The organism is Halopolyspora algeriensis (assembly GCF_003337235.1).
Classification (GTDB): Bacteria; Actinomycetota; Actinomycetes; order Mycobacteriales; family Pseudonocardiaceae; genus Haloactinomyces; species Haloactinomyces algeriensis.
In genome coordinates this window covers 518,327-542,708 of record NZ_QPJC01000002.1, presented here as the reverse complement: position 1 = coordinate 542,708, position 24,382 = coordinate 518,327, and the positions used below count along the sequence as shown (strand labels likewise).

The 24,382-nt window shown below is 68.6% G+C and carries 17 protein-coding genes and 1 pseudogene; 10 read left to right on the top strand and 8 right to left on the bottom strand.

Annotated elements, in window-relative coordinates; translation table 11 throughout:
• The first annotated feature begins 134 nt into the window (after positions 1–134).
• Positions 135–998 (top strand): DMT family transporter, encoded by an 864-nt coding sequence (locus tag DFQ14_RS05790; protein WP_114451986.1) that lies wholly within the window; start codon positions 135–137, stop codon positions 996–998.
• A gap of 7 nt (positions 999–1,005) precedes the next feature.
• Here the strand turns inward: DFQ14_RS05790 and DFQ14_RS05785 are convergent, their stop codons facing one another.
• The 3 genes from DFQ14_RS05785 to DFQ14_RS05775 form a co-directional block, all read right to left on the bottom strand.
• Positions 1,006–2,958 carry an ABC transporter ATP-binding protein gene (locus DFQ14_RS05785; protein ID WP_114451985.1) on the bottom strand — a complete coding sequence of 651 codons (1,953 nt, stop codon included), beginning with the start codon at positions 2,956–2,958 and terminating at the stop codon, positions 1,006–1,008.
• A 164-nt stretch (positions 2,959–3,122) separates the two neighbouring features.
• The gene (locus DFQ14_RS05780; RefSeq protein WP_114451984.1) at positions 3,123–5,489 is read right to left on the bottom strand and encodes a Tex family protein; all 2,367 of its coding nucleotides are present in this window, start codon (positions 5,487–5,489) and stop codon (positions 3,123–3,125) included.
• Between the two features lie 142 nt (positions 5,490–5,631).
• Positions 5,632–7,464, bottom strand: a complete 1,833-nt coding sequence (locus DFQ14_RS05775; RefSeq protein WP_114451983.1) for a transketolase — start codon at positions 7,462–7,464, stop codon at positions 5,632–5,634.
• Positions 7,465–7,668: 204 nt separating this feature from the next.
• Between DFQ14_RS05775 and DFQ14_RS05770 the strand changes: the two genes are divergently transcribed.
• Both DFQ14_RS05770 and DFQ14_RS05765 read left to right on the top strand, forming a co-directional pair.
• On the top strand, positions 7,669–8,553 hold the full coding sequence (locus DFQ14_RS05770; protein ID WP_246195366.1) for a mechanosensitive ion channel family protein: 885 nt from the start codon (positions 7,669–7,671) through the stop codon (positions 8,551–8,553).
• A gap of 17 nt (positions 8,554–8,570) precedes the next feature.
• Positions 8,571–9,401, top strand: a complete 831-nt coding sequence (locus tag DFQ14_RS05765; RefSeq protein WP_114451982.1) for a PRC-barrel domain containing protein — start codon at positions 8,571–8,573, stop codon at positions 9,399–9,401.
• A gap of 97 nt (positions 9,402–9,498) precedes the next feature.
• Here DFQ14_RS05765 and DFQ14_RS05760 read toward each other — a convergent pair whose 3' ends face one another.
• Together DFQ14_RS05760 and DFQ14_RS05755 are read right to left on the bottom strand one after the other, a co-directional pair.
• A complete protein-coding gene (locus tag DFQ14_RS05760) occupies positions 9,499–10,425 on the bottom strand; it encodes a DMT family transporter (protein WP_114451981.1) in 927 nt (308 codons plus the stop codon).
• Between the two features lie 43 nt (positions 10,426–10,468).
• The gene (locus DFQ14_RS05755; RefSeq protein ID WP_114451980.1) at positions 10,469–11,719 is read right to left on the bottom strand and encodes a DMT family transporter; all 1,251 of its coding nucleotides are present in this window, start codon (positions 11,717–11,719) and stop codon (positions 10,469–10,471) included.
• A 132-nt stretch (positions 11,720–11,851) separates the two neighbouring features.
• Here DFQ14_RS05755 and DFQ14_RS05750 point away from each other — a divergent pair, with 132 nt between their 5' ends.
• The 7 genes and pseudogenes from DFQ14_RS05750 to DFQ14_RS05725 all read left to right on the top strand — a co-directional run bounded on the left by DFQ14_RS05750 (position 11,852) and on the right by DFQ14_RS05725 (position 20,052).
• On the top strand, positions 11,852–13,018 hold the full coding sequence (locus DFQ14_RS05750; protein ID WP_114451979.1) for an MGDG synthase family glycosyltransferase: 1,167 nt from the start codon (positions 11,852–11,854) through the stop codon (positions 13,016–13,018).
• 204 nt (positions 13,019–13,222) lie between these two features.
• A pseudogene (gene hpnC, locus DFQ14_RS22605) lies at positions 13,223–14,077 on the top strand (squalene synthase HpnC); the annotation flags it as partial.
• Between the two features lie 66 nt (positions 14,078–14,143).
• A complete protein-coding gene (gene hpnD / locus DFQ14_RS22600; RefSeq protein ID WP_246195539.1) occupies positions 14,144–15,001 on the top strand; it encodes a presqualene diphosphate synthase HpnD in 858 nt (285 codons plus the stop codon).
• Complete coding sequence (gene hpnE / locus DFQ14_RS05740) at positions 14,998–16,353, top strand: hydroxysqualene dehydroxylase HpnE (protein WP_114451978.1); 1,356 nt, start codon at positions 14,998–15,000, stop codon at positions 16,351–16,353. The genes hpnD and hpnE overlap by 4 nt, the downstream gene beginning before the upstream one ends.
• 4 nt (positions 16,354–16,357) lie before the next feature.
• Positions 16,358–17,368: a polyprenyl synthetase family protein gene (locus DFQ14_RS05735; protein ID WP_114451977.1), complete on the top strand. Its 1,011-nt coding sequence runs from the start codon at positions 16,358–16,360 to the stop codon at positions 17,366–17,368.
• A gap of 86 nt (positions 17,369–17,454) precedes the next feature.
• A complete protein-coding gene (shc, locus tag DFQ14_RS05730) occupies positions 17,455–19,389 on the top strand; it encodes a squalene--hopene cyclase (RefSeq protein ID WP_420810138.1) in 1,935 nt (644 codons plus the stop codon).
• A gap of 3 nt (positions 19,390–19,392) precedes the next feature.
• Complete coding sequence (locus DFQ14_RS05725) at positions 19,393–20,052, top strand: phosphorylase family protein (protein WP_114451975.1); 660 nt, start codon at positions 19,393–19,395, stop codon at positions 20,050–20,052.
• Between the two features lie 61 nt (positions 20,053–20,113).
• Here DFQ14_RS05725 and DFQ14_RS05720 read toward each other — a convergent pair whose 3' ends face one another.
• Genes DFQ14_RS05720 through DFQ14_RS05710 form a run of 3 tightly spaced genes read right to left on the bottom strand, consistent with a single transcriptional unit; the run spans position 20,114 to position 24,233 of the window.
• Positions 20,114–20,857, bottom strand: coding sequence for an SDR family NAD(P)-dependent oxidoreductase (locus DFQ14_RS05720; protein ID WP_246195363.1), 744 nt, complete (start codon positions 20,855–20,857; stop codon positions 20,114–20,116).
• On the bottom strand, positions 20,848–21,771 hold the full coding sequence (locus tag DFQ14_RS05715; RefSeq protein ID WP_114451974.1) for a DMT family transporter: 924 nt from the start codon (positions 21,769–21,771) through the stop codon (positions 20,848–20,850). Before DFQ14_RS05715 ends, DFQ14_RS05720 begins: the two co-directional genes overlap by 10 nt.
• Positions 21,768–24,233: a wax ester/triacylglycerol synthase domain-containing protein gene (locus DFQ14_RS05710; RefSeq protein ID WP_114451973.1), complete on the bottom strand. Its 2,466-nt coding sequence runs from the start codon at positions 24,231–24,233 to the stop codon at positions 21,768–21,770. The genes DFQ14_RS05715 and DFQ14_RS05710 overlap by 4 nt, the downstream gene beginning before the upstream one ends.
• Positions 24,234–24,382: the final 149 nt, after the last annotated feature.

Below are 24,382 nucleotides of genomic sequence, written 5' to 3'. Positions count from 1 at the left end.
ATTGAAAAAAATCCACCGTTCACACGATCGACACAGCTCATGAGCACCGCAGCACACCGGAAAAGCACTCACCCGAGACTCCCGATGTCGCTGTCTCACTATTGGGACGAGTGCGATGTGGGGACCCGCAGGGTGTGGTCGGGATTGTTGTGATGATCGTGGCGGCGTTGCTCAACGCGTCGGCATCAGTGCTGCAGCGCCGTGCGACGAAGGACGAACCCGAGTCGGCCTCGTTCTCACTGGGGATGGTCCTCGACCTGGCCCGGCGCCCGGCGTGGATACTCGGCATTCTCGCGATGATCACCGGCTTCGTCCTGCACGGGATAGCGATCTCGCTGTCGCGGATCGCGCTGGTGCAGCCGCTGCTCGTCTCCGAACTGCCGTTCACCCTGATCCTGGCGTCGTGGATGTTCCAAGCGCGGATACCGCGCCGGGACTGGTCGGCGATCGGCCTGCAGTCGGTGGGCCTCGCCGCGTTCGTGGGGTGCCTGGCCCCGACCGGCGGTGACCCGCGCGTGTCGATCACGACATGGGCGCTGGGGATCGGGGCGACGGCAGCGGGGGTGGCCGTGCTGGTGGTGCTGGGCTACCGCGGAAGGCGCGAGCATCGGGCCGCCGCTCTGGGAGTTGCCACCGGTGCGGCCTTCGGGTTGAACTCCGCGCTGATCGCCGGGGTCGGTGCCGTGGTCAGCCACGGGGGCGGCTTGTTCACGACCTGGCAGACCTATGGCGTCGCGGTCCTGGGGCCGGTGTCGTTCTTTCTGCTGCAGAACGCGTTGCAGGCGGGCAACCTGGTCGCCTCTCAGCCGGGATTCACCCTGACCAACCCGCTGGTGTCGGTGGCGTGGGGACTGGCGGTGTTCGGGGAGCAGGCCCGAGGCGGGCTGTTCCTGGTGGGCACGGTCGCCGGTGCGGTGCTCATCGGTGCGGGCACGATCTTGCTGGCACGGTCGCAGCTGCTCGATCCGGACGCGCCCCGCCAGGAGCAGCAGGAGTAGACCCGCCTCAGGCCTCGCCCCTGCCGACCGGCGCCCCGCTGCGGGATCCGTTGTGGGTGCCGACCGGCAGTGCCCCGGCCGGCGGGACCGTGTCCGGCTGTGCGGCGAACTGCGTGCGGTACAGCTCGGCGTACAGGCCGTTGTGGGCGAGCAGTTCGGCATGGGTGCCCTGCTCGGCGATACGTCCGTCGGAGATGACCAGGATCCGGTCGGCCTCGCGAATGGTGGCCAGGCGGTGGGCGATGACCAGCGATGTTCGTCCGGACAGCGCGGTGCGCAGCGCCTGCTGCACGGCCGCCTCGGATTCGGAGTCCAGATGCGCGGTGGCCTCGTCGAGTACCACGATCGGCGGGGCTTTCAGCAGCAACCGCGCGATCGCCAGCCGCTGCTTCTCCCCTCCGGACAACCGGTAACCACGGTCGCCGACAACGGTGTCCAGGCCGTCGGGCAGCTCGGCGAGCAGATGCTCGAGCTGGGCCGTACGCAGTGCTTGCAGGAGTTCCTCGTCGGTGGCCGAGGGCCGCGCATAGGCGAGGTTGGCGCGGATGGTGTCGTGGAACAGGTGTGCCTCCTGGGTCACCACGCCCACGGTCGAGTACAGCGAGGACAGCTGCACGTCGCGCACGTCGTGCCCGCCGATGCGCACGCTGCCCGAATCCACCTCGTACAGACGGCCGGCGAGGTGCGTGATCGTGGTCTTGCCCGCACCGGAGTGCCCCACCAGTGCGATCATCTCGCCGGGAGCGGCGCGGAAGGAGACATCGTGCAGCACCTGGTGGGAGGGAGTGCTTTCCTGACGGGCCACCGACTCCAGGGAAGCCAGCGACACTTCCTCGGGGCCGGGGTAGCGAAACGACACCGAGTCGAACTCGAGGCTGCCCGCATCGGCGGGCAGTGCCACCGCGTCGGTGCGCTCTTCGATCATCGGCCGCAGGTCCAGGACCTCGAAGACGCGGTGAAAGCTCACCAGCGCCGTCATGATGTCGACATGCACGTTGGACAGCGCCGTCAGCGGCCCGTACAGGCGAGTGAGCAGTGCGGCCAGCGCCACCAGCGTGCCCAGCTGGAAAGTACCGCCGATCACCAGGGCACCGCCGAGGCCGTAGACGACGGCGGTGGCCAGGGCGGCCAGCAGGGTCAGCGCGACGAAGAACACCCGGCTGTACATCGCCGAGAGCACGCCCAGGTCGCGCACGCGTGCCGCGCGTCCGGAGAACATCCGTGTCTCCTCGTCGGCACGGCCGTAGAGCTTGGTCAGCATGGCGCCGCCGACACCGAACCGCTCGGTCATCAGCGAGCTCATCTCGGCATCGACGGCCATCTGCTCACGGGTGACCCGCTGCAGCCGCTTGCCGACCCACTTCACCGGCAGCAGGAACAGGGGCAACAGGATCAGTGCGATCAGGGTGATCTGCCAGGACAGCGTGAACATGGTTCCCAGTACCAGCACCAGGCTCAGCACGTTGGAGACCACCGAGGACAGGGTGTTGGTCAGCGCACGCTGCGCGCCGATGATGTCGTTGTTCAGGCGGCTGGTCAGTGCTCCGGTCTGGGCACGGACGAAAAAGGCCAGCGGCATGCGCTGCACGTGGTCGAAGACCTCGCAGCGCAGATCGTAGATGAATCCTTCACCGAGCCGGGAGGAGTACCAGCGCTGCAGCAGCGACAGGATCGCTTCCAGCAGTGCCACGCCCGCCACGGCCACGGCCAGCCAGACGACCACGCCGATGTCGCCGGGCACGATCCCCCTGTCGATGATGGCCTTGAGCAGCAGCGGGGTGACGATGCCGAGTACGGCCACGGCCGCGACGATGGTCAAAAACGGCAGGATGATCCGGATGTAGGGCCGCGCGTAGCGCAGGATCCGATGGGCGAGGCCTGCGGGAAGCTGCTGTTGGGTGACCGATTTGTCGCTGGCCAGCGAGCGCATCGTTGCCCAGCTCACTCCGGCGTTGTCCATGACGCCCACCTTCCTCGCGCAGCGTTCGCGGCCCTCGGCGAAGTCATCCTGAAATCTCGAGCCGGGTCGAAGTCAACTCTGCCTGCCGCTGCCCGAGATCGCGGTGCGGGAGAAGCGCTCCCGCCGGGACGGATCGTGCCGGGAGAGCCGCTTGCCCGGCACGGTCAGCCGTTGTCGTAACCGGCCCGGCGAAGGGCGTCGGCGAGGGCACCGCCCTTCCCGGCACCCCGGGCCTGGTTACCGCCCTGCTTGCCCCGATTGCGGCGCGACGTGCCGCCCTGCCCGCCGTTTCGGTGCGCAGTGCCGCCGCCGGCATCGCGACCACCACCGCTGCCGCTCTGCTGCTTGCGGCCACCCGCTTCGACCTCGTCATCCAGCCGCAGCGTCAGCGAGATGCGTTTGCGAGCGATATCGACCTCCTGCACCTTCACCCGCACGACATCCCCGGGCTTGACCACCTCGCGCGGGTCGTGGACGAAGGACTTCGACATCGCGGAAACGTGGACCAGGCCGTCCTGGTGCACACCGACATCGACGAACGCGCCGAAGGCGGCGACGTTGGTCACCACTCCTTCCAGCACCATGCCGGGGGAGAGGTCGGCGAGCGTGTCCACCCCTTCGGTGAACGCCGCGGTCCGGAATTCCGGGCGCGGATCCCGCCCGGGCTTTTCCAGCTCCTGGAGAATGTCGGTGACGGTCGGAAGTCCGACGGTGTCGTCGACGAAATCAGCGGGCGTCAGCGCACGCAACGCCGAGGTGTTGCCGATCAGCGAGGTGATGTCCCGCTTGGTCGATTCGAGAATCCGGTGCACCACCGGGTAGGACTCGGGGTGCACGCTGGAAGCATCCAGCGGGTCGTTCCCGCCGGGGATGCGCAGGAAGCCCGCGCACTGCTCGAACGTCTTCGGTCCCAGCCGGGAGATCCCGGTGAGTTCCCGGCGCGACCGGAACGGGCCGTGGTGGTCCCGGTGCAGGACGATGTTTTCCGCCAGCCCGGCACTGATGCCCGACACGCGGGTCAGCAGCGGCGCGGAAGCGGTGTTGACGTCCACACCGACGGCGTTGACGCAGTCCTCCACGACGGCATCCAGAGAGCGCGAGAGTTTCCCCTCGGACAGGTCGTGCTGGTACTGGCCGACACCGATGGACTTGGGATCGATCTTGACCAGTTCGGCGAGCGGATCCTGCAGGCGGCGCGCGATCGATACGGCGCCGCGCAGGGACACGTCCAGCTCGGGCAGCTCCTGTGAGGCGTAGGCGGAAGCGGAGTACACCGAGGCGCCGGCCTCCGACACCGAGACCTTGGTCAGACCCGGCTGTGCGCCGGTCAGCTCGGCGGCGAGCTTGTCGGTCTCCCGGGAGGCGGTGCCGTTGCCGATGGCGACCAGCTCGACGCCGTGCTCCCGGACGAGGCGGGTCAAGGTGGCCACGGCCTCGTCCCAGCGGCGCTGTGGCTCGTGCGGATACACGGTCTCGGTGGCCAGCACTTTGCCGGTGGCGTCGACCACCGCGACCTTCACTCCGGCACGGTAGCCGGGATCCAGCCCCATCGTCGGGCGGGTGCCCGCAGGTGCGGCCAGCAGCAGATCGCGCAGGTTCCCGGCGAACACGCGCACCGCCTCGTCCTCGGCCGCCTGCCGCAGACGCGTGCGCAGATCGACGTCGAGATGCACGAGGATGCGGGTGCGCCAGGCCCAGCGCACCGTCTCCCGCAGCCAGGCGTCGGCGGGCCGGCCCCGGTCGGCGATGCCGAACCGCTCCGCGATGCGCAGTTCGTAGTCGCTCGGGCCCTCCGGCGTCACCTCGGACGGTGCCTCCGGCTCCAGCGACAGGTCGAGGATCTCCTCCTTCTCGCCCCGGAACAGCGCCAGAACGCGGTGCGAGGGCAGCTTGGTGAGGGGTTCGGAGAAGTCGAAGTAGTCGGCGAACTTGGCACCGGCTTCTTCTTTGCCCTCGCGCACCCGGGAGAGCAGGTGTCCCCGGGACCAGACTCGTTCCCGGAGCTCTCCGATGAGGTCGCCGTCCTCGGCGAAGCGCTCGACCAGGATGGCGCGGGCTCCACGCAGGGCCGCTGCCTCGTCGGTCACACCGTTGTCGGCATCGACGAACTCGGCGGCGTCGGTCTGCGGATCTCGGGAGGGGTCGGTCAGCAGCCGGTCTGCGAGCGGTTCGAGGCCGGCTTCCCTGGCGATCTGCCCCTTGGTGCGCCGCTTGGGTTTGTACGGGAGGTAGAGGTCCTCCAGCCGCGCCTTCGAGTCGGCGGCCATGATCCGTTCCTGCAGGGCCTCGTCGAGCTTGCCCTGCGAGCGGATCTCGTCGAGGATCGTGGTGCGGCGCTGCTCCAGTTCCCGCAGGTAGCGCAGCCGCTCGTCGAGTGTGCGCAATTGCGCGTCGTCGAGCATGCCGGTGACTTCCTTGCGGTAGCGCGCGATGAACGGCACGGTCGCGCCACCGTCGAGGAGTTCCACGGCTGCCTGCACCTGGTCCACGCGCACGCCGAGTTCCTCGGCGATCCTGTGAAGAACCGACATTGCCACCCTGATCCGCTTGCCGCCTGACGTGTCGGGTGACATTCTCACCGATCGGCGAGCGCGCGGGCCCGGCAGGGCTCTCGAGTGGCTCTCGAATGCCGGGCCCGTGGCGAGGCAAGGTCTCGCGGAGGTGAACGAGCGGTCAGGCCATGCTGGGCTGGCGCACGAGCTGCCGGGCCGCCTCGGCGATGGCATCGGCGTCGATGCCCGCCTGCTGCAGGAGCTCGGCCGGTTTGCCGGAGCCGGGCATCCCGGACACGGCCAGCTTGCGGACCGGGGCCGCGGTTCCGCTCTCGGCGAGCGCGGCGAGCACCGTGTCCCCGAGGCCGCCTTCCGGCCAGTGGTCCTCGGCCGTGACCAGACCCGAGGTCTGCTCGGCCGCGGCGCGCAACGTGGCGGTGTCGACCGGTTTGATCGAGTACAGGTCGATCACCCGTGCCTGCACGCCCTCCTCGGCCAGCATGTCCGCGGCGCGCACCGCCTCGTGCAGGGTGACACCCGCCCCGACGAGCGTGACGTCGTTGCCCTCGCGCACCACCTTCGATCCGCCGATCTCGAACTGCTCGTCCGGGCCGTAGATGACGGGATGACCGCCTCGGCTGGTCCGCAGGTAGGAGATCCCGGCGCGATCGGCCATCGGTTCCAGCAGTTTCGCCGTCTGGTTGGCATCACACGGGTACAGCACCGTGCTGCCGTGCACCGCGCGCAAGGCGGCGAGGTCTTCCAGCGCCATCTGCGACGGCCCGTCCTCACCGATGGCGACCCCGGCGTGTGAACCCATCAGGTTCAGGTCGGCCCGGCTGACCGCGGCCATGCGGATGAAATCGTAGGCCCGGGTCAGGAAAGCGGCGAACGTGGAGGCGAACGGCCGCCACCCCTGCACCTGCATCCCCACGGCCGCCGCGAGCATCTGCTGCTCGGCGATGTACATCTCGAAGTAGCGCTCCGGATGTCCTTCCCGGAACTGCTCGGAGTGGGTGGAGTTGGACACCTCTCCGTCCATCGCGACCACGTCGCCCCGCTTCGAACCGAGGGCGCGCAGCGCTTGCCCGTACGCCTTGCGGGTGGCGACTTCCTCGCCGAGTTCGTACCGGGGCAGCTCCGCCCCCTCGACCCGGAAGCCCCGCACCGGTTCACCGCTGTCCGGTTTGGCGACCTCCACCTGCAGGTCGCGGGCGCCACCGAGTTCCTCGATGGCCTCCGCGGCATCCGGCAGAGGCTTGCCGTGCTTACCGGTCAGGTCCTCGACCGAGCTGACTCCCTTGCCCTTCTTGGTGCGGGCCACGATCACGGTCGGTTGGCCGGTGTGCGCCTCGGCCTCGGCGAGGGCGGCCTCCACGCGTTCGGGGTCGTGCCCGTCGATGTCGATCGCATGCCAACCCGTGGCCCGCGCCCGATCGACGTAGTACTGCACGTCCCAGCCGTGCATGGTCTCACCGGTCTGGCCGAGCCGGTTGACATCGATGATGGCCACCAGGTTGTCGAGGCCGGCATGAGCGGCATGCTCGAAGGCCTCCCAGATCGACCCCTCGGCCATCTCGCTGTCGCCGCAGACGACCCACACCCGGTAGGGCAGAGCGTCGAGATGCTTGCCGCACAGGGCAATCCCGACTCCGATGGGCAGGCCCTGACCGAGCGAGCCGGTGGCCACGTCGACCCAGGGCAGCGCAGGGGTCGGATGGCCCTCCATGCGGCTGCCGAACGTGCGGAACGTGAGCAGTTCCGCGTCGTCGATCGCGCCCGCCGCCTTGAAACAGGAGTACAGCAACGGCGAGGCATGCCCCTTGGAGAAGATCAGGTGGTCGTTGCGGGGATTGTCGGGGCGGTCGAAGTCGAGCCGCAGGTGACCGTCGAGCATCGCCGCCATGAGATCCGCCGCGGACATGGACGAGGTCGGGTGGCCGGAACCCGCCGCATCGCTGGTCCGAATCGAATCCACCCGGAGCTGTTGCGCCAGTTCGTGCCTGAAGGTCATCTGTTCCACGCCCGCAGGTTGCCCACCGGGGCAGGCACCGAAACCCGGTGTCCGGACGTACCCGCCCGGAGACAACGAGGACGCCGGTGCTCTGCGGGTGGAAGACGGTGGGAAAAGACTGTGCGGATGCGCCGGTTTTGTGGAGTTTCCACGGTGGGTAACCAGGCCACAACGGTGACACCAAACCTGCCAAGGAGAGGCACCATGACCATGATCCTTGCGCAACAGACCGGGTTCAACGTGCTCCAGAGCCTGCAGAACGCGTTCACCACCCTGATGAATTACCTTCCTCAGATCATCGGGGCACTGCTGGTTCTGGCGATCGGCTACATCATCGCCAGACTGATCAAGGCCGGAATCACCAAGTTGCTGAACCGGTTCCGCGTCGACGAGCGGCTCACTTCCGGGCAAGGGGGGCAGTACGCTCAGCGGTTCAGCCCCCGGGGCAGTCCGGCGCGCCTGGTGGGCACCGTGGTGTTCACGGTGCTCATGTTCTTCGTGGTGTCCTCGGCGATCGGCACCCTGGGGATACCGGCCCTGACCGGCTTCATGAACACGGTGTTGGGTTATCTGCCGCGGATCATCGCGGCGTTGCTCATCTTCCTGGTGGCCACGGCGATCGCGGGTGCGATCGGCGGTATCGCCCAGCGGGCCATGGGCGACACCCCCACCGGGCGCGTGGTACGGACCGCGGCGCCTGCTCTGGTCATGGCCATCGCGGTGTTCATGATCCTCACCCAGCTGCGCATCGCTCCGGTGATCGTCACGGCCACCTACATCGCCTTGATCGGCGCGCTTGCACTGGGAACGGCGTTGGCTTTCGGACTCGGTGGCCGGGAAGCCGCCGCCGACATGATCAATTCCGGGTATCGGCGCGCCCAGCAGGAGCAGGAGACCGTGCGGCGCGATATGCAGACCGGCCAGGAGCGTGCCAGGGCCGAGACGCAGAACTGGAGCATGCAGGAAGCAGGTGCCGGCGGCACCTCCGCCGAGGGCAGGCCCGGAACGGAGGGCTCCGTGTCGGGCCCGGCCTCGAGTCGGCGTGGTGAGCCCGGCCCCGAGCACGGCGGCTCATATCGAGCGATGTGACGAGGGGGAACACAACGATGTCCACAGCACCTCAACCCGAGGATCCCCGCGTGCGGGAATGGACCGGCAGCACCGTGGTGGATCGAGACGGGACTCCTCTCGGCGAGCTGGAGCACGTCTACCTCGGACGCAGCGACAACCAACCCACCTGGGGTCTGGTTCGGGCCGGTCAGCGGCAGCAGTTCGTGCCGCTGCACCAGGCCGGGGCCGGCGGAGGAACAGTGCAGGTCTCGGCGAGCCAACAGCAAGTGAGCTCCGCCCCCGAGATCCCGGCGGGCTCCGAACTGCAGCCCGAGGCCGAATGGCGGCTCACGCAGCACTACTGGCCTCAGGGCGAGGATCGGACAACATCGGGAGCCTATGCGCAGCAAGGCCAAGAGCGCGGATCGCCGTTGTCGGTGCGCCGGAGTCGCGGCATGATCAGCGGTATGTTGCTGATTCCGCTCGGCATCTGGGGTGCGCTGGTGCCGTTCATCGGCCCGTACTTCGGGTACGGGTTCGGCAGCGACCAACCGTGGTTGTTCACCATGGACCGGTTGTGGCTGTCCATTCTGCCCGGATTGGCCGTCCTCCTGGGTGGCCTGATGCTGGCACCCAGCGCCAACCGCATCACCGGTGGGTTGGGTGCCTGGCTGGCCCTGGCCGGGGGGATGTGGTTCCTCGTCGGGCCGAGCATCGCCCTGCTGTGGGGATCCGGTGGGCCGGACGCGCCGTTCGGTGTCACCACCGATTCGACCGTCATCCAGGTCCTCGAACAACTCGGCTACTTCTTCGCGCTCGGTGCGCTGACCACGACGCTGGCCGCGTTCGCGCTCGGTCGTCTCGCCGTGCGCTCGGTCCGCGACTGAAGGACTGCTCGGCTCGTGAAGCCGCACCTCGGCCACCCGTCTCGGGTGGCCGAGGTGCGCGCATGTGCGATCGAATTGTTCTATGAGGACGCGTGATTCAGCTGTGGGTGTCGCGTTCGTTCTCCTCGGTTCTGTCCTTGTCCTGGTGTTCGATCTGTTGCTGTCTGCGGATCACGGAGGAGGTGTCCAGCATGACGATGCCGCCGATCAGCAGGATCAGGCCCACCGACGTTCCGGCGAAGGCGAGGATGCCGGTACGGACCTGCTCACCGAACAAGGTGACGCCGATCGCGATGGACACCAGCGGCAGGGTCGCATCCATCACGGGCATGCTCGCCGCCAGTGGGCCGGCGTGGTAGGCGTTTTCCACCAGGTACATGCCGGTGAGGCTCACCACGATCAACGTGTAGGGCTGCCATGTTGTGAACGTGTGGCCGATGTCCTGCCTGAGCAGGGCGATCGTCGCGGCGAACAGCGCGGATTGCAGTCCCAGCACGGTCGCTCCGGACAGCGCGAACAGGGAGGCGCGAGGTGGCCCCCCGGTCATTCGGCCGAGGACCAGTGACACGCTTGCGATCAGGAAGACACCGCCCAGGGCGTAGGCCCACAGCGAGATGGGTTGCAGGGGATCGCCCCCGCGCGGGTAGGCGGACACGATGCCGATGACCAGACCGGCCACGACGGCGGCCACCGCAGCCCATTCCCGAGCCCCGATCCGCACTCCCCGCCAGCGCACCGAGATCGGGATCGCGAATATCAGCTCGGCGACGAGCAGGGGCTGCACCAGCGCCAGCGGCCCGAGGGACAGTGCCACCGCCTGAAAGGCATAGGACAGGAATGCCATGCCGATCCCGGCAAGCCACACCTTGTTCTGAGCAAGGGCGACGATGAGTTTCAGCGAGAGCTGCTCGTCCTTCGGGCGGCTGCTGGCGGCGCGCTGTTGCAGCAGGCCCGTCGCTGCAAGGCAGGCCCCGGCCACCAGTGCGGCCAGTCCCGAGAACACCAGCTGAAGATTCTGGCTCACGGCTGTCCCCCCACCGCTCGTCCGCCCGATACGCAGAGCGGCGTCATGGTCTGCGTCCCTGCGGGTGCTGCCCGGCTCGCCGCTTCACGTCGGCGATGGTCTCCTGCAGCCGGTGTGCATGCTCGTCGATGCGACGTTCCTGCTCGCTCAGCGTGCGATCCTGCCGGGTCAGGCTCTCCTGCTCCGCAGGTGGCAGTTCGGGCAGCCGTTCCCGTTCGGCATCCCGGTGTCGCCGGATGTCCTCCTGCAACTGCTGCAGCCGGGCGATGCCGTTTTCGAGTCCGGCCACATCCTGCTCGAGCCGCCGATTGAGCCGTGTCCCGGACCGCGCGCCATGTGCTGCCTCGACACGGGCTTCTTCCCGGGTGGTGCGGCGCAGCTCGCGCTCCAGGCGCTCCTCGAGGTGCTGGGCGCGTCCCACCTCCTGCTGGCGCACCAGTTGATCGAGCTGGCCGGTCACCAGAGGGGAGGTGGTGAGCAGGTAGACCCCGATGATCATGCCCACCATGGCCACGCTGCCGATGACGATACTGCCCGTATCGAGCTGGATCCGGCCGCTCAACAGCCACACGCCGAGGGCCATTCCAGTCAGCAACTGGAGCGTCACGATGGCCGGATACGAGGCGGGCAACGGGGCGGCCTCGTAGGCGCTCTGCACCAGCAGCATGCCGAACAACGCCACCGCGACCACGGTGTATCCCTGCCAGCTCGTCAGCAGGGCCAGGAGTCCGGGCCCGCTCAGCAGGACCACGGCCGAGTGCGTCAGCGATGCTTGCAGACCGAACAGGGCACCGCCTCCGGCGCCGAGCAGGGTCGCCTTGCGCACCGGGGTCCTGCGTGCGGCGATGAGAGCGAGGACCAGGGCGAACACGGCCACGGAGCCGCCGCTGAGGACCCAGGCCAGGTTCGGCACGTGCGCCCCCGATCCCTCGCGGGGCTCCATGCCGAGGATGAACCCGGCGAGCCCCGCACTGATGATCAGGGCGCCCGTCACGTCCCGCAGAGCCACCCGATGCCTGCGCCACAGAGCTGCCAGGGTCAGGGCGAACAGCAGCCGCGCGAGGTAGACGACCTCCACCAGAGCGACGTTGCCTCCCCCGAGCGCCATGGCGAACAGGATGTTGCCCACCAGGGAACAGGCGACGCCGAGCAGCCACAGCCGCCGCCGCACCAGCCACAGCAGCAGCTTCACCGACAGGTTGTACTCGGGGGGAGACTGTGCCGCGGCTCGTTGCTCGACGACGGTCCCGACTCCCACGATGAACGCGGCGAGGATCGTCAGGGGATAGACCACGGCGGTTTCCTCCGGTCTCGGTTCCGAACGGGCCCGGCGGCCCTCGGGGCCTTGTGAACCTGCACCTTCCCTAACACGAGCAGGTGTAAACAGTCGGCTTGCCGTTTCCCTCGAGCAGAGAGGGGAAGTGTTGTGACCGTGGATGTCGAAGCAGCAGTGGACAGCAATGTGAGCGGTGATCGGGCACCGGCTTCCCAGCGGATTCTCATCGTGTCGGCCGCCATGGGCGGCGGGCACCTGCAGATCAGCCGAGAGCTCGAACGGCGCTTGCTGGCTCGTGGTCACGAGGTGCTCATCGCCGATCTCAATCGGTTGATGCCCGGACCGACCGGCCGGTGGCTGGAACGCCTGTACCCGTGGCTGGTCGACCGCGTCCCTCGGCTCTACGAGGTGATCTACGAGAGATTCTTCCGTGCCCGGCAGCGAACCGGGGAGCGGGTGCGCGTGCCCGTCCTGCTGTCCTTGCCCGGGATGCGCCGGCTGATCGCTCGTTTCCGGCCGCACGTCGTGGCCTCGACCTACCACCTGTCCGCGCTGGCCGTGGCCCATCTCCGCGGGCGCGGAGAGCTGCACTGTCCCGCCGTCACCGTCATCACGACGTTTTCCGTGCACGACCTGTGGACACATCCCGACGCCGATCTCAACGTGTGCATCTCGGCCGAGGCGGCCCAGGAGGCGAGGCTCCGATCGGGCCGCCCGGCGGTCGTCTGCGGTCCGGTGGTCCGTCCCGGCTTCGGTGAGCCGCACCCGCAGCCGGAGAGGATCCGGCACGACATCGGCGCTCCGAGCGAGAACTCGATCGCGCTGGTGGTCGCAGGATCGCTGGGCATGGGGTCCATCGAACGGGCGGTCACCGCGATCGCGGCTCACCCGGGGTGGGTACCGGTCGTCGTCTGCGGTCGCAACGAGCAGCTACGCCGGCGTGTCGAGCAGCTGCGGGCCGGCATCGTCCTGGGCTGGGTGGAGGACATGGCGGGACTGATGGCCGCAGCCGACGTTCTGGTGGAAAACGCCGGCGGGCTCAGTGCCAAGGAAGCGTTGGTCTGTGGGCTGCCGGTGGTGAGCTTCCGCCCCATCACCGGACACGGTCGTGACGACACCGAGGCACTGGCCCGGCTGGGCCTGACCGACATCGTCCTGGACGAGCAAGGCCTGCTCGGTGCGCTGGACGAGCTGAACCGCGATCCCCGGCAGCGCCGGGAGCGGGTGGCACGCGGCAAGGAGCTGGTGGCCGCCGACCCGACGCGGATCATCGAACGTATGGCCGAGGGCAGGCAGGTACGGACGGATTCTTCCTAGCAGTGCGGGCTGCGGGCCCGGCCGCTGCCTTCTCAGGCGCCCCGGTTCCCGGTACCGGCAATCGGAACGGATCGATCACCTGTCTCAAAAGGACCAAAAAACGAAAAACCTTCTTTCGGGTGACATGCTGCGACCTGCATCGGCGATGGCGAAGCCATACGATGAGCGAAGTTGCCTTCGAGATCGTCTGTGCTGAGTGGGGAGATGGTAATGGCTGCGCTCCCGGATCGTGCCCAGACCGGTCAGCAATCGACGGGCTCGTTCGAGATGGTCCCTCCCGGACAGTTGCCTGCAGCCGAGACACTCCTCACGCAAGCCGACTCGGAGAATTTCACCGTCGCCGCACGCGTGCTGCCGCGCAGCATCCGTCGTCGCCTGCTCGCCGTGTACGGCTACGCCCGGCTCGTCGACTACGTCGGTGACGAGGCGATCGGTCCCCGTGAGGGTTTGCTCGATCTGCTGGAGCACGACCTCCGGCGAGTCTATGCCGGCACGCCGCGCATCCCGCTGTTGCAGGCATTGGTACCGGTGGTGCGGGAATGCGGTATCCCACAGGAGCTCCTGGCACGACTGATCACGGCCAACCGGCAGGATCAGCAGGTCCACCGCTACCGGACGTTCGCCGAACTCGCCGATTACTGTGCTTACTCGGCGAACCCGGTGGGAGAGCTGGTCCTGCACATCTTCGGCTGTGCCCGGCCCGACCTGATCGCGCTGTCCGACCGGGTCTGTACCGCGTTGCAGATCCTCGAGCACTGCCAGGACGTGACCGAGGACGGTCGTCGAGGCCGCGTGTATCTGCCCACAGAGGACTTGGAGTACTTCTCCTGCCCGGAGCAGGACCTTGTGAGTGCGAGTGCCTCTCCGGAATTGCGTGACCTGATCTGGTTCGAAGTGGACCGTGCCCGGCAGCTCCTCGACGAGGCCACCCCGCTGGTGAGTCGGCTGTCGGGACTCGCCCGGTTGGCCGTCGCCGGATATGTCGCGGGTGGACGAGCCACCGTGCGTGCTTTCGCGACGGCCGGGCACGATCCGGTTTCGGCCGCGGTACGGCCGAACAGGATCCGAGTGTTCGGGGAGTGGGCGCGGCTGTGTCTGAGCGGGACAGCACCCGGCGGTGAGGCGGTGCGGGTGCGTAGCGCCTACCGGCGGTGCGAGGAGATCACGCGCCGCGAGGCGAAGAATTTCTCGTACGGCATCAGTCTGCTGCCCGGACCGAAGCGACGGGCGTTGTCGGCGGTGTACGCGTTCGCCCGACGCATCGACGACATCGGCGACGGTGAGCGGCCGGACGAGGACAAACTCGCCGGGCTCGACCATGCCCGCGACGAACTGCGGTCGGCCGACACCGACTCGGCCGATCCGGTCCTCGTGGCACTGGCGGACACCGCCCGCAGGATGTCGGTGCCGCTGGAGGTGTTCGACGAGCTCATCGAGGGCTGTGAGGCCGATGTTCGTGGTCGGCGATACGAGACGTTCGACGAACTGCTGCACTACTGCCGCTGCGTGGCGGGCTCGGTCGGCAGGCTGTCCCTGGCGGTCTTCGGTGACGACGACTCGCCGACGGCACGAGCACGCGCGGACGCACTCGGTGTGGCCCTGCAGTTGACCAACATCCTGCGCGATGTCCTGGAGGACCGGCGCAACGGCCGGGTGTATCTGCCGCGGCAGGACATGGAGCGCTTCGGCGTCCGGCTGGATCTGACCGAGGACGGGATGCCCGCCGACGACCCCGCGGCTCTGGCCGAGCTGATCCGCTTCGAAGCCGGCCGTGCCGAGCAGTGGTATGCCGAGGGGCTGCTCCTGCTGCCGATGCTCGATCACCGCAGCCGCGCCTGCTGCGCGGCCATGGCGGGTATCTACCACGAGCTGCTGCGGCGCATCACCGACGATCCTCGAACGGTGCTGCGCACACGAGTGTCGTTACCGAGTAGGCAGAAGATCGCCGTCGCGGCGCGGTCGTTGGCGGGGATGGCGTCGTGACCCGTGGGCGAGTGGTCGTGATCGGCGGTGGTGTGGCCGGAACGGCCGCGGCACTGCACTGCTGTGATGCCGGCTTCGAGGTGACCGTGCTGGAGGCCCGTCCCCGCCTCGGCGGTGTCGCGGGCTCGTTCCGCCGCGGGGAGCGCATGATCGATACCGGTCAGCATGTCTTTCTGCGCTGCTACTCCTCCTATGCCGCACTGCTGCGGCGGCTGGGGGTGTTCGACAGTGTGCGCATCCAGCCGCGCTTCCGTGTTCCCGTGGTCGCTCCCGGCGGGCGCGGCTGGCTGCTGCGGCGTGGCCGGTTGCCCGCTCCGGCTCATCTGCTGCCTGCACTGCTGGGGCACCGGGCACTGACATGGCGGCAACGGTCGGCGGCACTGCGGACCGCGCTGGCACTGCGTCGCCTCGATCCGCACGATCCGGCACTGGACGAGATCGGCTTCGCCGAGTGGCTCCGTGCTCGCCGCGAGCCGGAACGCACCGTGCAGGTGTTGTGGGGCATGCTGATCGTGGCCGCGCTCAACGCCGAGCCGCGGCAGGTCTCGCTGGCCATGGCTGTGAAGGTCTTCCGAACCGGGGTGCTGGACACCGTCACCGGTGGCGACATCGGTATTCCGCAACGGCCGCTCGGCGAGTTGCACGACTTCCCCGCACGCCGGGCCCTGGCCGCGGCCGGGGCCACGGTCCGGTTACGCGCCAAGGCGCTGTCGGTACAGCAGGCGGACCAGAGTCTGCGGGTCACGGTGGGCACCCGGGGTGAGGAGGAACTCGACGCCGATGCCGTCGTGGTCGCGGTGCCGCACGCGGCAGCCGCCAAACTGCTCGACCCTCTCGCCCTGCCGGAGGCAGATCGCTGGTCCCGGCTGTCCTCGGCGCCGATCGTCAATGTGCACGTGCACTACGACCGCCCGGTCACCGATCTCGAGTTCGCGGCGGCGATCGACTCGCCCGTGCAGTGGGTCTTCGATCGCACTGCCGCCGCCGGGATCGATCAGGGCCAGTACCTGGTGGTGTCCCTGTCGGCAGCGCACGAATACCTGACGGCGCGCACGAAAGACCTGCGTGAGCGCTTTCTGCCCGCTCTGCGGGACTTGTTCCCGCGGGCGCACCGTGCCGAAGTCCTGGATTTCTTCGTCACCAGGGAGCCCGCCGCCACCTTCCTGCCCAAGCCAGGGGTGCGGGCACTGCGCCCGGAGACACGGACCGGCGTTCCCGGACTGGTCCTGGCCGGAGCATGGACCGACACGGGTTGGCCCGACACGCTCGAAGGCGCGGTCTCCAGTGGCCACCGCGCTGCCGAAATCGTCGATCTCGCCACCAGCACCGACTACCGAGTGGCGTGGAGGTGACCACGTGACAGCAACCGTTCCGTCTGCTCTGGCTGCCGCGCAGGAGCTCGTCGATCCGGAGCTTCGCAAGATCCTCAGCCGGCTCGATCCGGACACCAGAAGGGTCAGCGAGTACCACTTCGGCTGGGTCAATGCCGACGGGGTTCCGGACACGCGCTCCGGCAAGGCGCTGCGTCCCGCTCTGGTGATGCTGTCCGCTCGCAGCGGCAGCGACGACTACGGCGCTGCGTTGCCCGCGGCCGCCGCCGTGGAACTCGTGCACAACTTCTCGTTGCTGCACGACGATCTGATGGACGGGGATCTCTCCCGGCGGCACCGCCCCACCGCGTGGACCGTCTTCGGCCGTTCTGCGGCACTGTTGGCCGGGGACGCGCTGTTGGCACTGGCCACCGACACGCTCCTGGAGGACCCGTCTCCGCAGGCTGTGGACGCGGCGCGGTCCCTGTCGAGTGCGATCAGCAGGCTCATCGCGGGGCAGGCCGCCGATCTGGACTTCGAGCAGCGCATGGATGTCACCCTCGACGAGTGCCGCACCATGGTGGCCGGTAAGACCGGAGCACTGCTGGGCTGCTCGGCCTCGATCGGGGCACTGTTCGTCGGTGCACCCCGGCAGACGGTGGAACAATTGGATGCCTTCGGCCGCGAGCTGGGCATGGCGTTCCAGCTCGTCGACGACCTGCTCGGTCTGTGGGGAGACCCGGAGATCACCGGAAAACCCGTGCTGTCCGATCTGCGTTCCCGCAAGAAGTCGCTCCCGGTGGTGCACGCCATGACGTCGGGCAAGCCCGAGGGGGCGCGACTCCGCGAACTCTACGTCCAATCCGAGCCCTTGAGTGACGACCAGCTCGACGAAGCCGCCGAGATGGTGGACAAGGCCGGTTCACGCGAGTGGACCCAGGCCGAATGCGAGCGCCGACTCATTTCCGCGCAGCGGCATCTCGAACTCGCCGACTGCGGAGCCGCGACCGAAGGGCTGTCCGAACTCGCCGATTACATTCTGCGGAGGCAACGTTGACGGAATCGCTGTACCGGCAGAACGAGCTGTCCGACGTGACCGAGCTGGCCGATGCGGCCGATCAGTCGCCGGTGGCTGATTCGGGAGTGTTCGAGTCCCCCGAAACGGCCGCCCGGCCGGAGAGCAGTGCCAGGGTCACCACCGCCGATCCGGGCACGGACGCCCTCGCGGCGGCGCGCGACCACCTGCTGTCGCTCCAGCATGCCGGTGGCTGGTGGAAAGGGGAGTTGCAGACCAACGTGACGATGGATGTCGAGGACCTGCTGCTGCGCCAGTTCCTGGGCATCCGAACCGACGTGGAAACCGTCGAGGCGGCACGCTGGATCCGCTCCCAGCAGCGCTCGGACGGCACCTGGGCCACCTTCCACGGTGGTCCGGGTGACCTGTCCACCACCGTGGAAGCCTATATCGGGCTCAAACTCGCCGGTGATGATGTGGATGCCGCGCACATGGCCGACGCCCGGCGGTGGATCCTCGAGCACGGCGGGATCGAGAACACCCGGGTGTTCACCCGGATCTGGCTCGCGTTGTTCGGCGAGTGGTCCTGGGACGACCTTCCGGCGATGCCTCCCGAACTCATCCTGCTGCCACCGTGGGTGCCGCTGAACATCGCCGACTGGGGCTGCTGGGCCCGCCAGACCGTCGTCCCGTTGACCATCGTGTGCACCCTGCGGCCACAGCACGACCTCGGTATCAGCGCCGCGGAACTGCGCTCGGGCCGACGTCCCGACACATCCCCTGCTCCGCTGATGTCCTGGGACCGCCTCTTTCACGGCCTCGACCGTGTCCTGCACGGCTACGAGCGCTTCCCCGTGCGGTCGGTGCGACGGCACGCGATGCGGCGGGCCGCCGAGTGGATCGTGTCCCACCAGGAGGCCGACGGGTCCTGGGGTGGCATCCAACCGCCGTGGGTGTACTCGCTGCTGGCTTTGTACCTGCTCGGATATCCGCTCGACCACCCGGTCATGCGAGAGGGCCTGGCCGGGCTGGAAGGCTTCCTGATCCGCGAGCAGACCGACACCGGCGTCGTGCGACGCCTGGAGGCGTGCCAGTCGCCGGTCTGGGACACAGTGCTGACGGTGCAAGCGCTGCGGGACGCCGACGTCCCCCGCGATCATCCCGCGCTGCGCCGGGCGACGGAGTACCTCTGCGCCGAGGAAATCGAAGTACGCGGGGACTGGGCGGTCCGCCGTCCCGCGTTGCCGCCGAGCGGCTGGGCCTTCGAATTCGAAAACGACGGGTATCCCGACATCGACGACACCGCCGAGGCGCTGCTGGCACTGCACCGTGCCGGTGACCCCGCCAGCCCGGACGTGCGCAGTGCGATCGAACGGGGCAGGCGGTGGCTGCGGGGCATGCAATCCCACGACGGTGGGTGGGCCGCCTTCGACGCCGACAACACCCGTCAACTGGTCACCAAGCTCCCGTTCTGCGACTTCGGGGAAGTCATCGACCCCCCGTCCGCGGATGTCACCGCGCACGCGGTGGAAGCCCTGTGCGTACTCGGCAACGGGCACGACACCGCGGTGCGCCGGGGCGTGCAGTGGTTGCTCGCTCACCAGGAAAGCGACGGTTCGTGGTTCGGCCGCTGGGGTGCCAACCACCTCTACGGCACGGGAGCCGCGGTCCCCGCGCTGGTGCAGGCGGGACTGCCTCGCGATCACCTCGCGCTCGCCCGTGCCGCGCGGTGGCTGGAGGAACATCAAAACGCCGACGGAGGCTGGGGCGAGGATCTGCGCTCCTACGTGGACTCCGACTGGATCGGCCGGGGAGTGTCCACACCGTCGCAGACGGCGTGGGCGTTGCTCGCGCTGCTGGCCCTCGAACGGCACGAGACCACCGCGGTACGCCGCGGCATCGGATACCTCGAGGCACACCAGCGCCAGGACGGCGGATGGGACGAGCCCCAGTTCACCGGTACCGGATTCCCCGGCGATTTCTATATCAACTACCACCTGTATCGGCAGATCTTCCCGCTCGCTGCCCTCGGGCGTTACCGGCGCGCCGTCGACGGCGGGTAAGTCATGACACCGATGCTGCTGGTGTGCGCACCACTCCGGACGGAGGCCCGTGCCCTGCGCCGCGGTTTCGGAAGCGACGTCACCCGGCATCGGGGCGAGCCGGCACGGGTGGTCGTGCACCGCAGCGGATTCGGGATGCGGCGTAGCGCGTGCAGCGCCGCTGCGCTGGCAGACAGCGACTTCGACGTGCTGGTGATCGCCGGCCTGGGCGGGGGACTGACACCGGAGATGCGCAGTGGCGACATCGTCGTGGGAAGTCAGGTCCGTGGCCGGCGGTCCCGGCCGCGCGAGCTGGCCTGTCGGCGGCCTGCCGAGGAGCTGCGCAGTGAGGGCTTTGCTGTGCACACCGGTCCGATCGTGACCACCGGTCACCTGGTCCACGGTGCCGAGCGTGCCGCCCTGGCAGACACCGGCGCGCTGGTCGTGGACATGGAATCGGCCGAACTGGTCGCCGCGGCAGGGAACCGCCCCGTCGCGGTGGTGCGGATCGTGCTGGACACGCCCCGTGAACCACTGCTGGATGTGGCCAGCGCTCGCCGAGCAGTGGCGGCGCTGCAGCGGTTGCGCCACATCGGGGCACCCCTGGTCCGGTGGGCGACCGCAATCGGCACAAGTTGTGCGGACGACACCGTCCGGTCCGATCCGTCACACGAGGTTCCGTAGTGCCGGTGGTCTCCACAGCGGAGCGGCGAGCGCATGCGCAACGTGGGCTCGCCGAAGCGAGCTAACCGAAGCGCCGGGCCAGCCGGTGAAACGTCGCGGGAGCGGCTCCCTGGAAGCGGGCCGCGACGGTCAACCAGCTCGGCACGAACACCTCACCGCCACCGCGCTCGACGCCCCTGACCAGGGCGGTCGCCACCTCTTCGGGGCTGACCTGCCGGGGATACCGGCGGTCGTACGGCCTGCCGCGACGGCTGAAGAACGGGGTGCGCACCGCTCCCGGCAACACCGTCGTCGTACCGACGTGGTGGTCCTCGGCCTCGTGGCGCACACTCGCGGCGAAGGCGCGGATCGCGGCTTTGCTCGCCGCGTAGACCGCTTCGTCGCGCACCCCCACGGCCGCGATGGAGGACACGAACACCACGTGGCCGCCGTGCCGCCGTGCCAGTACGGGCAGCAGGGCCCGCGTCAGCTGCACAGCGGCGGTGACATTGACCGCCATCATGGTCGACACGTCCTCGAAAGTCATCGCGTCGAGCGGACCCGCCCATCCGACACCGGCGTTGTTGACCAGCAGATCGGCCTCGTGGCCCGCGGCGGCGACACTGTCCATACCGGCCTGGCTGCTCAGATCGGCCACCAGGACCCTGCCGCCGGTGCGCCGGGCGACCTCGGCGAGTCGTTCCTCGTCCCGGCCCACCAGAATCAGGGTGCAGCCTGCGGTGGCCAGCGCCGAGGCGGTGGCCGCACCGATTCCGGACGAGGCTCCCGTGATCAGCGCAGTGCGACCGCGCAGGGTCATCCCCATGTGATTCTCCCGGACGGATCATCGGATTCGGCGCTTTCCGTCTCCCGCCGCAAGTGCTCCCCGCGGTGGGTGAGTACGGCGATCCCGCCGATGATCGTAATACCCGCGAGCACCTCGCCGGCCAGCACAGCGGGTGTGGACACCGTGTACTCACCGAACCAGAGGACACCGATGGCGACTCCCACCAGCGGGTCGACGCTGGTGATCATCGCCAGCGCCGGGGAGATCAGCTTGCCTTGCTGGAATGCGTTCTGGCTGAGCAGAAAACCGCACGGGCCGATCACACACACCGCGTAGAGCACCCAGTGCTGAAACGGTTCGGCGATGCCTCCCGCCCGGATCTGGCTCGTCACCACCTTCATCAGTGCCGCGGTGACCCCGTAGAGCACACCCGTTGCCAGAGCCAGCGCGATGACCCGGATCTCGCCGGGAAAGAACGATGCGGCCAGCATGCACAGCAGGAACACGAGCCCCAGTGCGAGGGCCAGCGGTACGGTGCGTCGCTCGATGAGGTCGCCACCTCCCGAGGGGCGAGCCAGCAGCAGAAACGCCGACAACCCCGCCACACAGCTCAACGAGCCCACCATGATGGTCCGGTCGAGACGGCGCCCGGACATCCAGGCCGAATACACGACCCCGAACAGCACACTGGTCACCAGCAGTGGCTGCACCAGCATCAAGGGCCCGAAAGCCAGGGCAACGACCTGCAAGGACAACCCGACGATCACCGTGAGCACGCTGGCCACCCAGATCGGCTTACGCACCAGGGTCAGCAACAACCGGGGATTCAACGCGCGGGTGTCCGGCACCTGTTTCGTGGCGCGCTGCTGCACGACACTGGCCATCCCGAAACTGGCCGCTCCCGCCACGGCGCACGGTACGGCCACAACGAGCCAGGCACCGCCGGAACTCACGATTCGTGGTCCTGTTCGAGCAGGTTCTGCAGGTCATCGAACGCGGCGCGTACATGGTCGGCCAGTTGCTGCGGTGCCGGGGTCAACCTCGCGTCGGCGGTGATCCCCACGCCGACCATCTCCCCCCAGGTGATCGCACCGATTCCGAGCCCGACACCGCGCGCCAGGGGGAGTACGGGCAACACGCCCGCGATGAGTGCACCCGCCACCCGCGGTGGGTAGCGAGAGCCGGGCAACGCCGACACGATCACGTTGAAAAAGCGGCGCTGGTACATGCGGCGAACCACCCACCGGTGCACGGGGGCGGGCAGCACTCCCAGCGCGGTCAGTACCGAACCGGCCGCCATCGGCTGCCCGTAGCACTGCGTGGCCTCCAGGCGCGCGGTCACCTCGGCCATCCGTTCCTCCGGTGCCATCGGCCCGACCGGGAGGTCCACGGACACGGCGACCGTTCGATTGCCCGAAGCCTCCGTATCGCCTCTCGTGCGCGAGGATCGGGTGGTGCGGGGCACCATCGCCCGCAAGGACTGCCCCGGGACAGTGCCGTCACGCTCGTCGAGCAGTCGATGCAGGGCCTCCGCCAGCAGCGTCACCAGCAACACACTGGTGCGGACACCGTGCGTACGGGCACTCGCGTGCACCTTCGTCATGGACAGCTCCACCCACCCGAATCGACGTTCCGGTGTGCTGGGACCGTCCAACTCGCTGACCGGGGCGGGTCCCGCGCCGGCCAGGCTCACCAGCCCGCGCGCCACGGTCCGGGCCTGGCGCGCACGTTGCTGTACTCGTTGCCGTATTCGAGGCCGGGCACGCGTGCGCGGGCGGGCGGGCGATCCCGTCCGCTGCGTGGTATCGGGATCGGCGAGCAACCGCGTCATGGTGCTCGTCACGGCCACGCCGTCGCCCAACGCATGATGGAGCTTGATCAGCAGCGCTGTCCTGCCGTCGTCGGCATCGTGCAGGAAAAGCAGCTCCCAGGGAGGGCGATCGGTGCGCACCGCGGTGGCGAAGAACTCGGTGACCGCCTCCTGCCAGTGCACATCGTGCCGGGTGCCGACCACCCGGCTGTGCAGGTGCCTGTGCGGGTCGGGCCACTCGGTGACCCAGGCGGCACGGCGGCCACGGCGCCGGACCAGGCGCCGGTGCAGCATGGGAAGGTGTGGGGCACGCCGGGTGATCAGGTCGGCGAGGTGGTCGGTCCACTGCTCGATCGACATCTCGGCGCGCCCCTCTTCCACCAGCAGGATCGCGCCGGTCTGTTGCGGCACCGTCGGGGTGTCGGCGTGCACGAAGAAGGCGTCCTGGGCGCGCAAGGTCTGCTTGCCCCGGTGTCGGGGCAATTCCGCGAGCGCTGCGACCTGTTGAGTGAAGTCTCCCGACTCGGTGTGGCGCAGCGCGCGCTGTTCGATGTCGTGCAGCCGCTGCGGGTCCGTGGTGAGTCGTTGCAGCGTTTCGACGAGACCGGGTCGGTCCGGGCACAATTCGGCGAGCCCGGCGTGGGCCATCAGTTCCGCGTTGCCATGACCGTGCCCGGCGATCGGTTCGAACATCACGACGGTGCGGCCGCACGCGAGCGCTTCCAGCGCGGTGGCGCCACCTGCGTTGGTGATCACCACGTCGGCCGCCGCGGTGAGGGTGGCCATGTCGTCCACCCAGTCGAGGGGCACCAGCCGGGGTTCGGAGCTGTGCAGCTGCGTGAGCCGGTGGAGAAGTCGCTCGTTGCGGCCGCACGTGACCACGACACAATCCACGCCCGGTGCCTGCAGTGCGGCCTGCACGGCTCGTTCGATCGAGCCGAATCCCAGTGATCCGCACGAGATCAGCGCCAGGAATCCCTGTTCGGGCAGGCCCATTCGGTGGCGGGACACTGCCTTGTCCGCAGGCCGGAACGCGGGCATCACGGGTGGTACGCAGACCGCACCGGCGGCGTCGGGTTGAGCCCGGTGCAGTTCGCGCAGGCTGGCGTGGCTCATCACGTAGTGCTGGTCGATCTCGGAGTACACCCAGAACGGGTGCGGGGAGAAGTCGGACACCACGGCGGCGACGGTGGTGTCCAGCTCCCCGCGGCGCCGCAGCCAGTCCAGGCCGGCCGTGCCCATGGGATAGGTCGAGACGATGAGGTCCGGCTGATACTGCTCGATCAGGGGCCGTAGCCGCCGACCGCTCCAGGAGCCGACGAAGCGTCGGGAGGAGTCGGCGAACCACCGGTAACGCCACAGCGCCCGGTAGAACAGGTTGTACAGCCACGGGGTGGATTCCACATTGAACACGTAGATCCACCGGAACGCGGGGCCGACGCCGCGCCCCATCACCTCGAGACTGTCCAGCCAGGCCACCTCGCATTCGGGCCACAGGCGCCGTGCCGCGTCCTCGATCGCGCGGGCGGTGGCATTGTGCCCCTCGCCGATCGTGGCGCTGACCAGCAGTACACGCCGTGGTGATTGCGTGGATGGCGGGGTCACCGTGCAGCGTCCTTTCGACGAGATCGCGGAGTTGGAGGAAGATTAACCGAACTCGTCTCGCTCAGCCCGCTGAAAGACAACCCGTTCGGGTGGTGTGGATACGGTGTTCGGGGGAAGCGCTCGAGCGACCCGTCACGGCATCCCTCAGG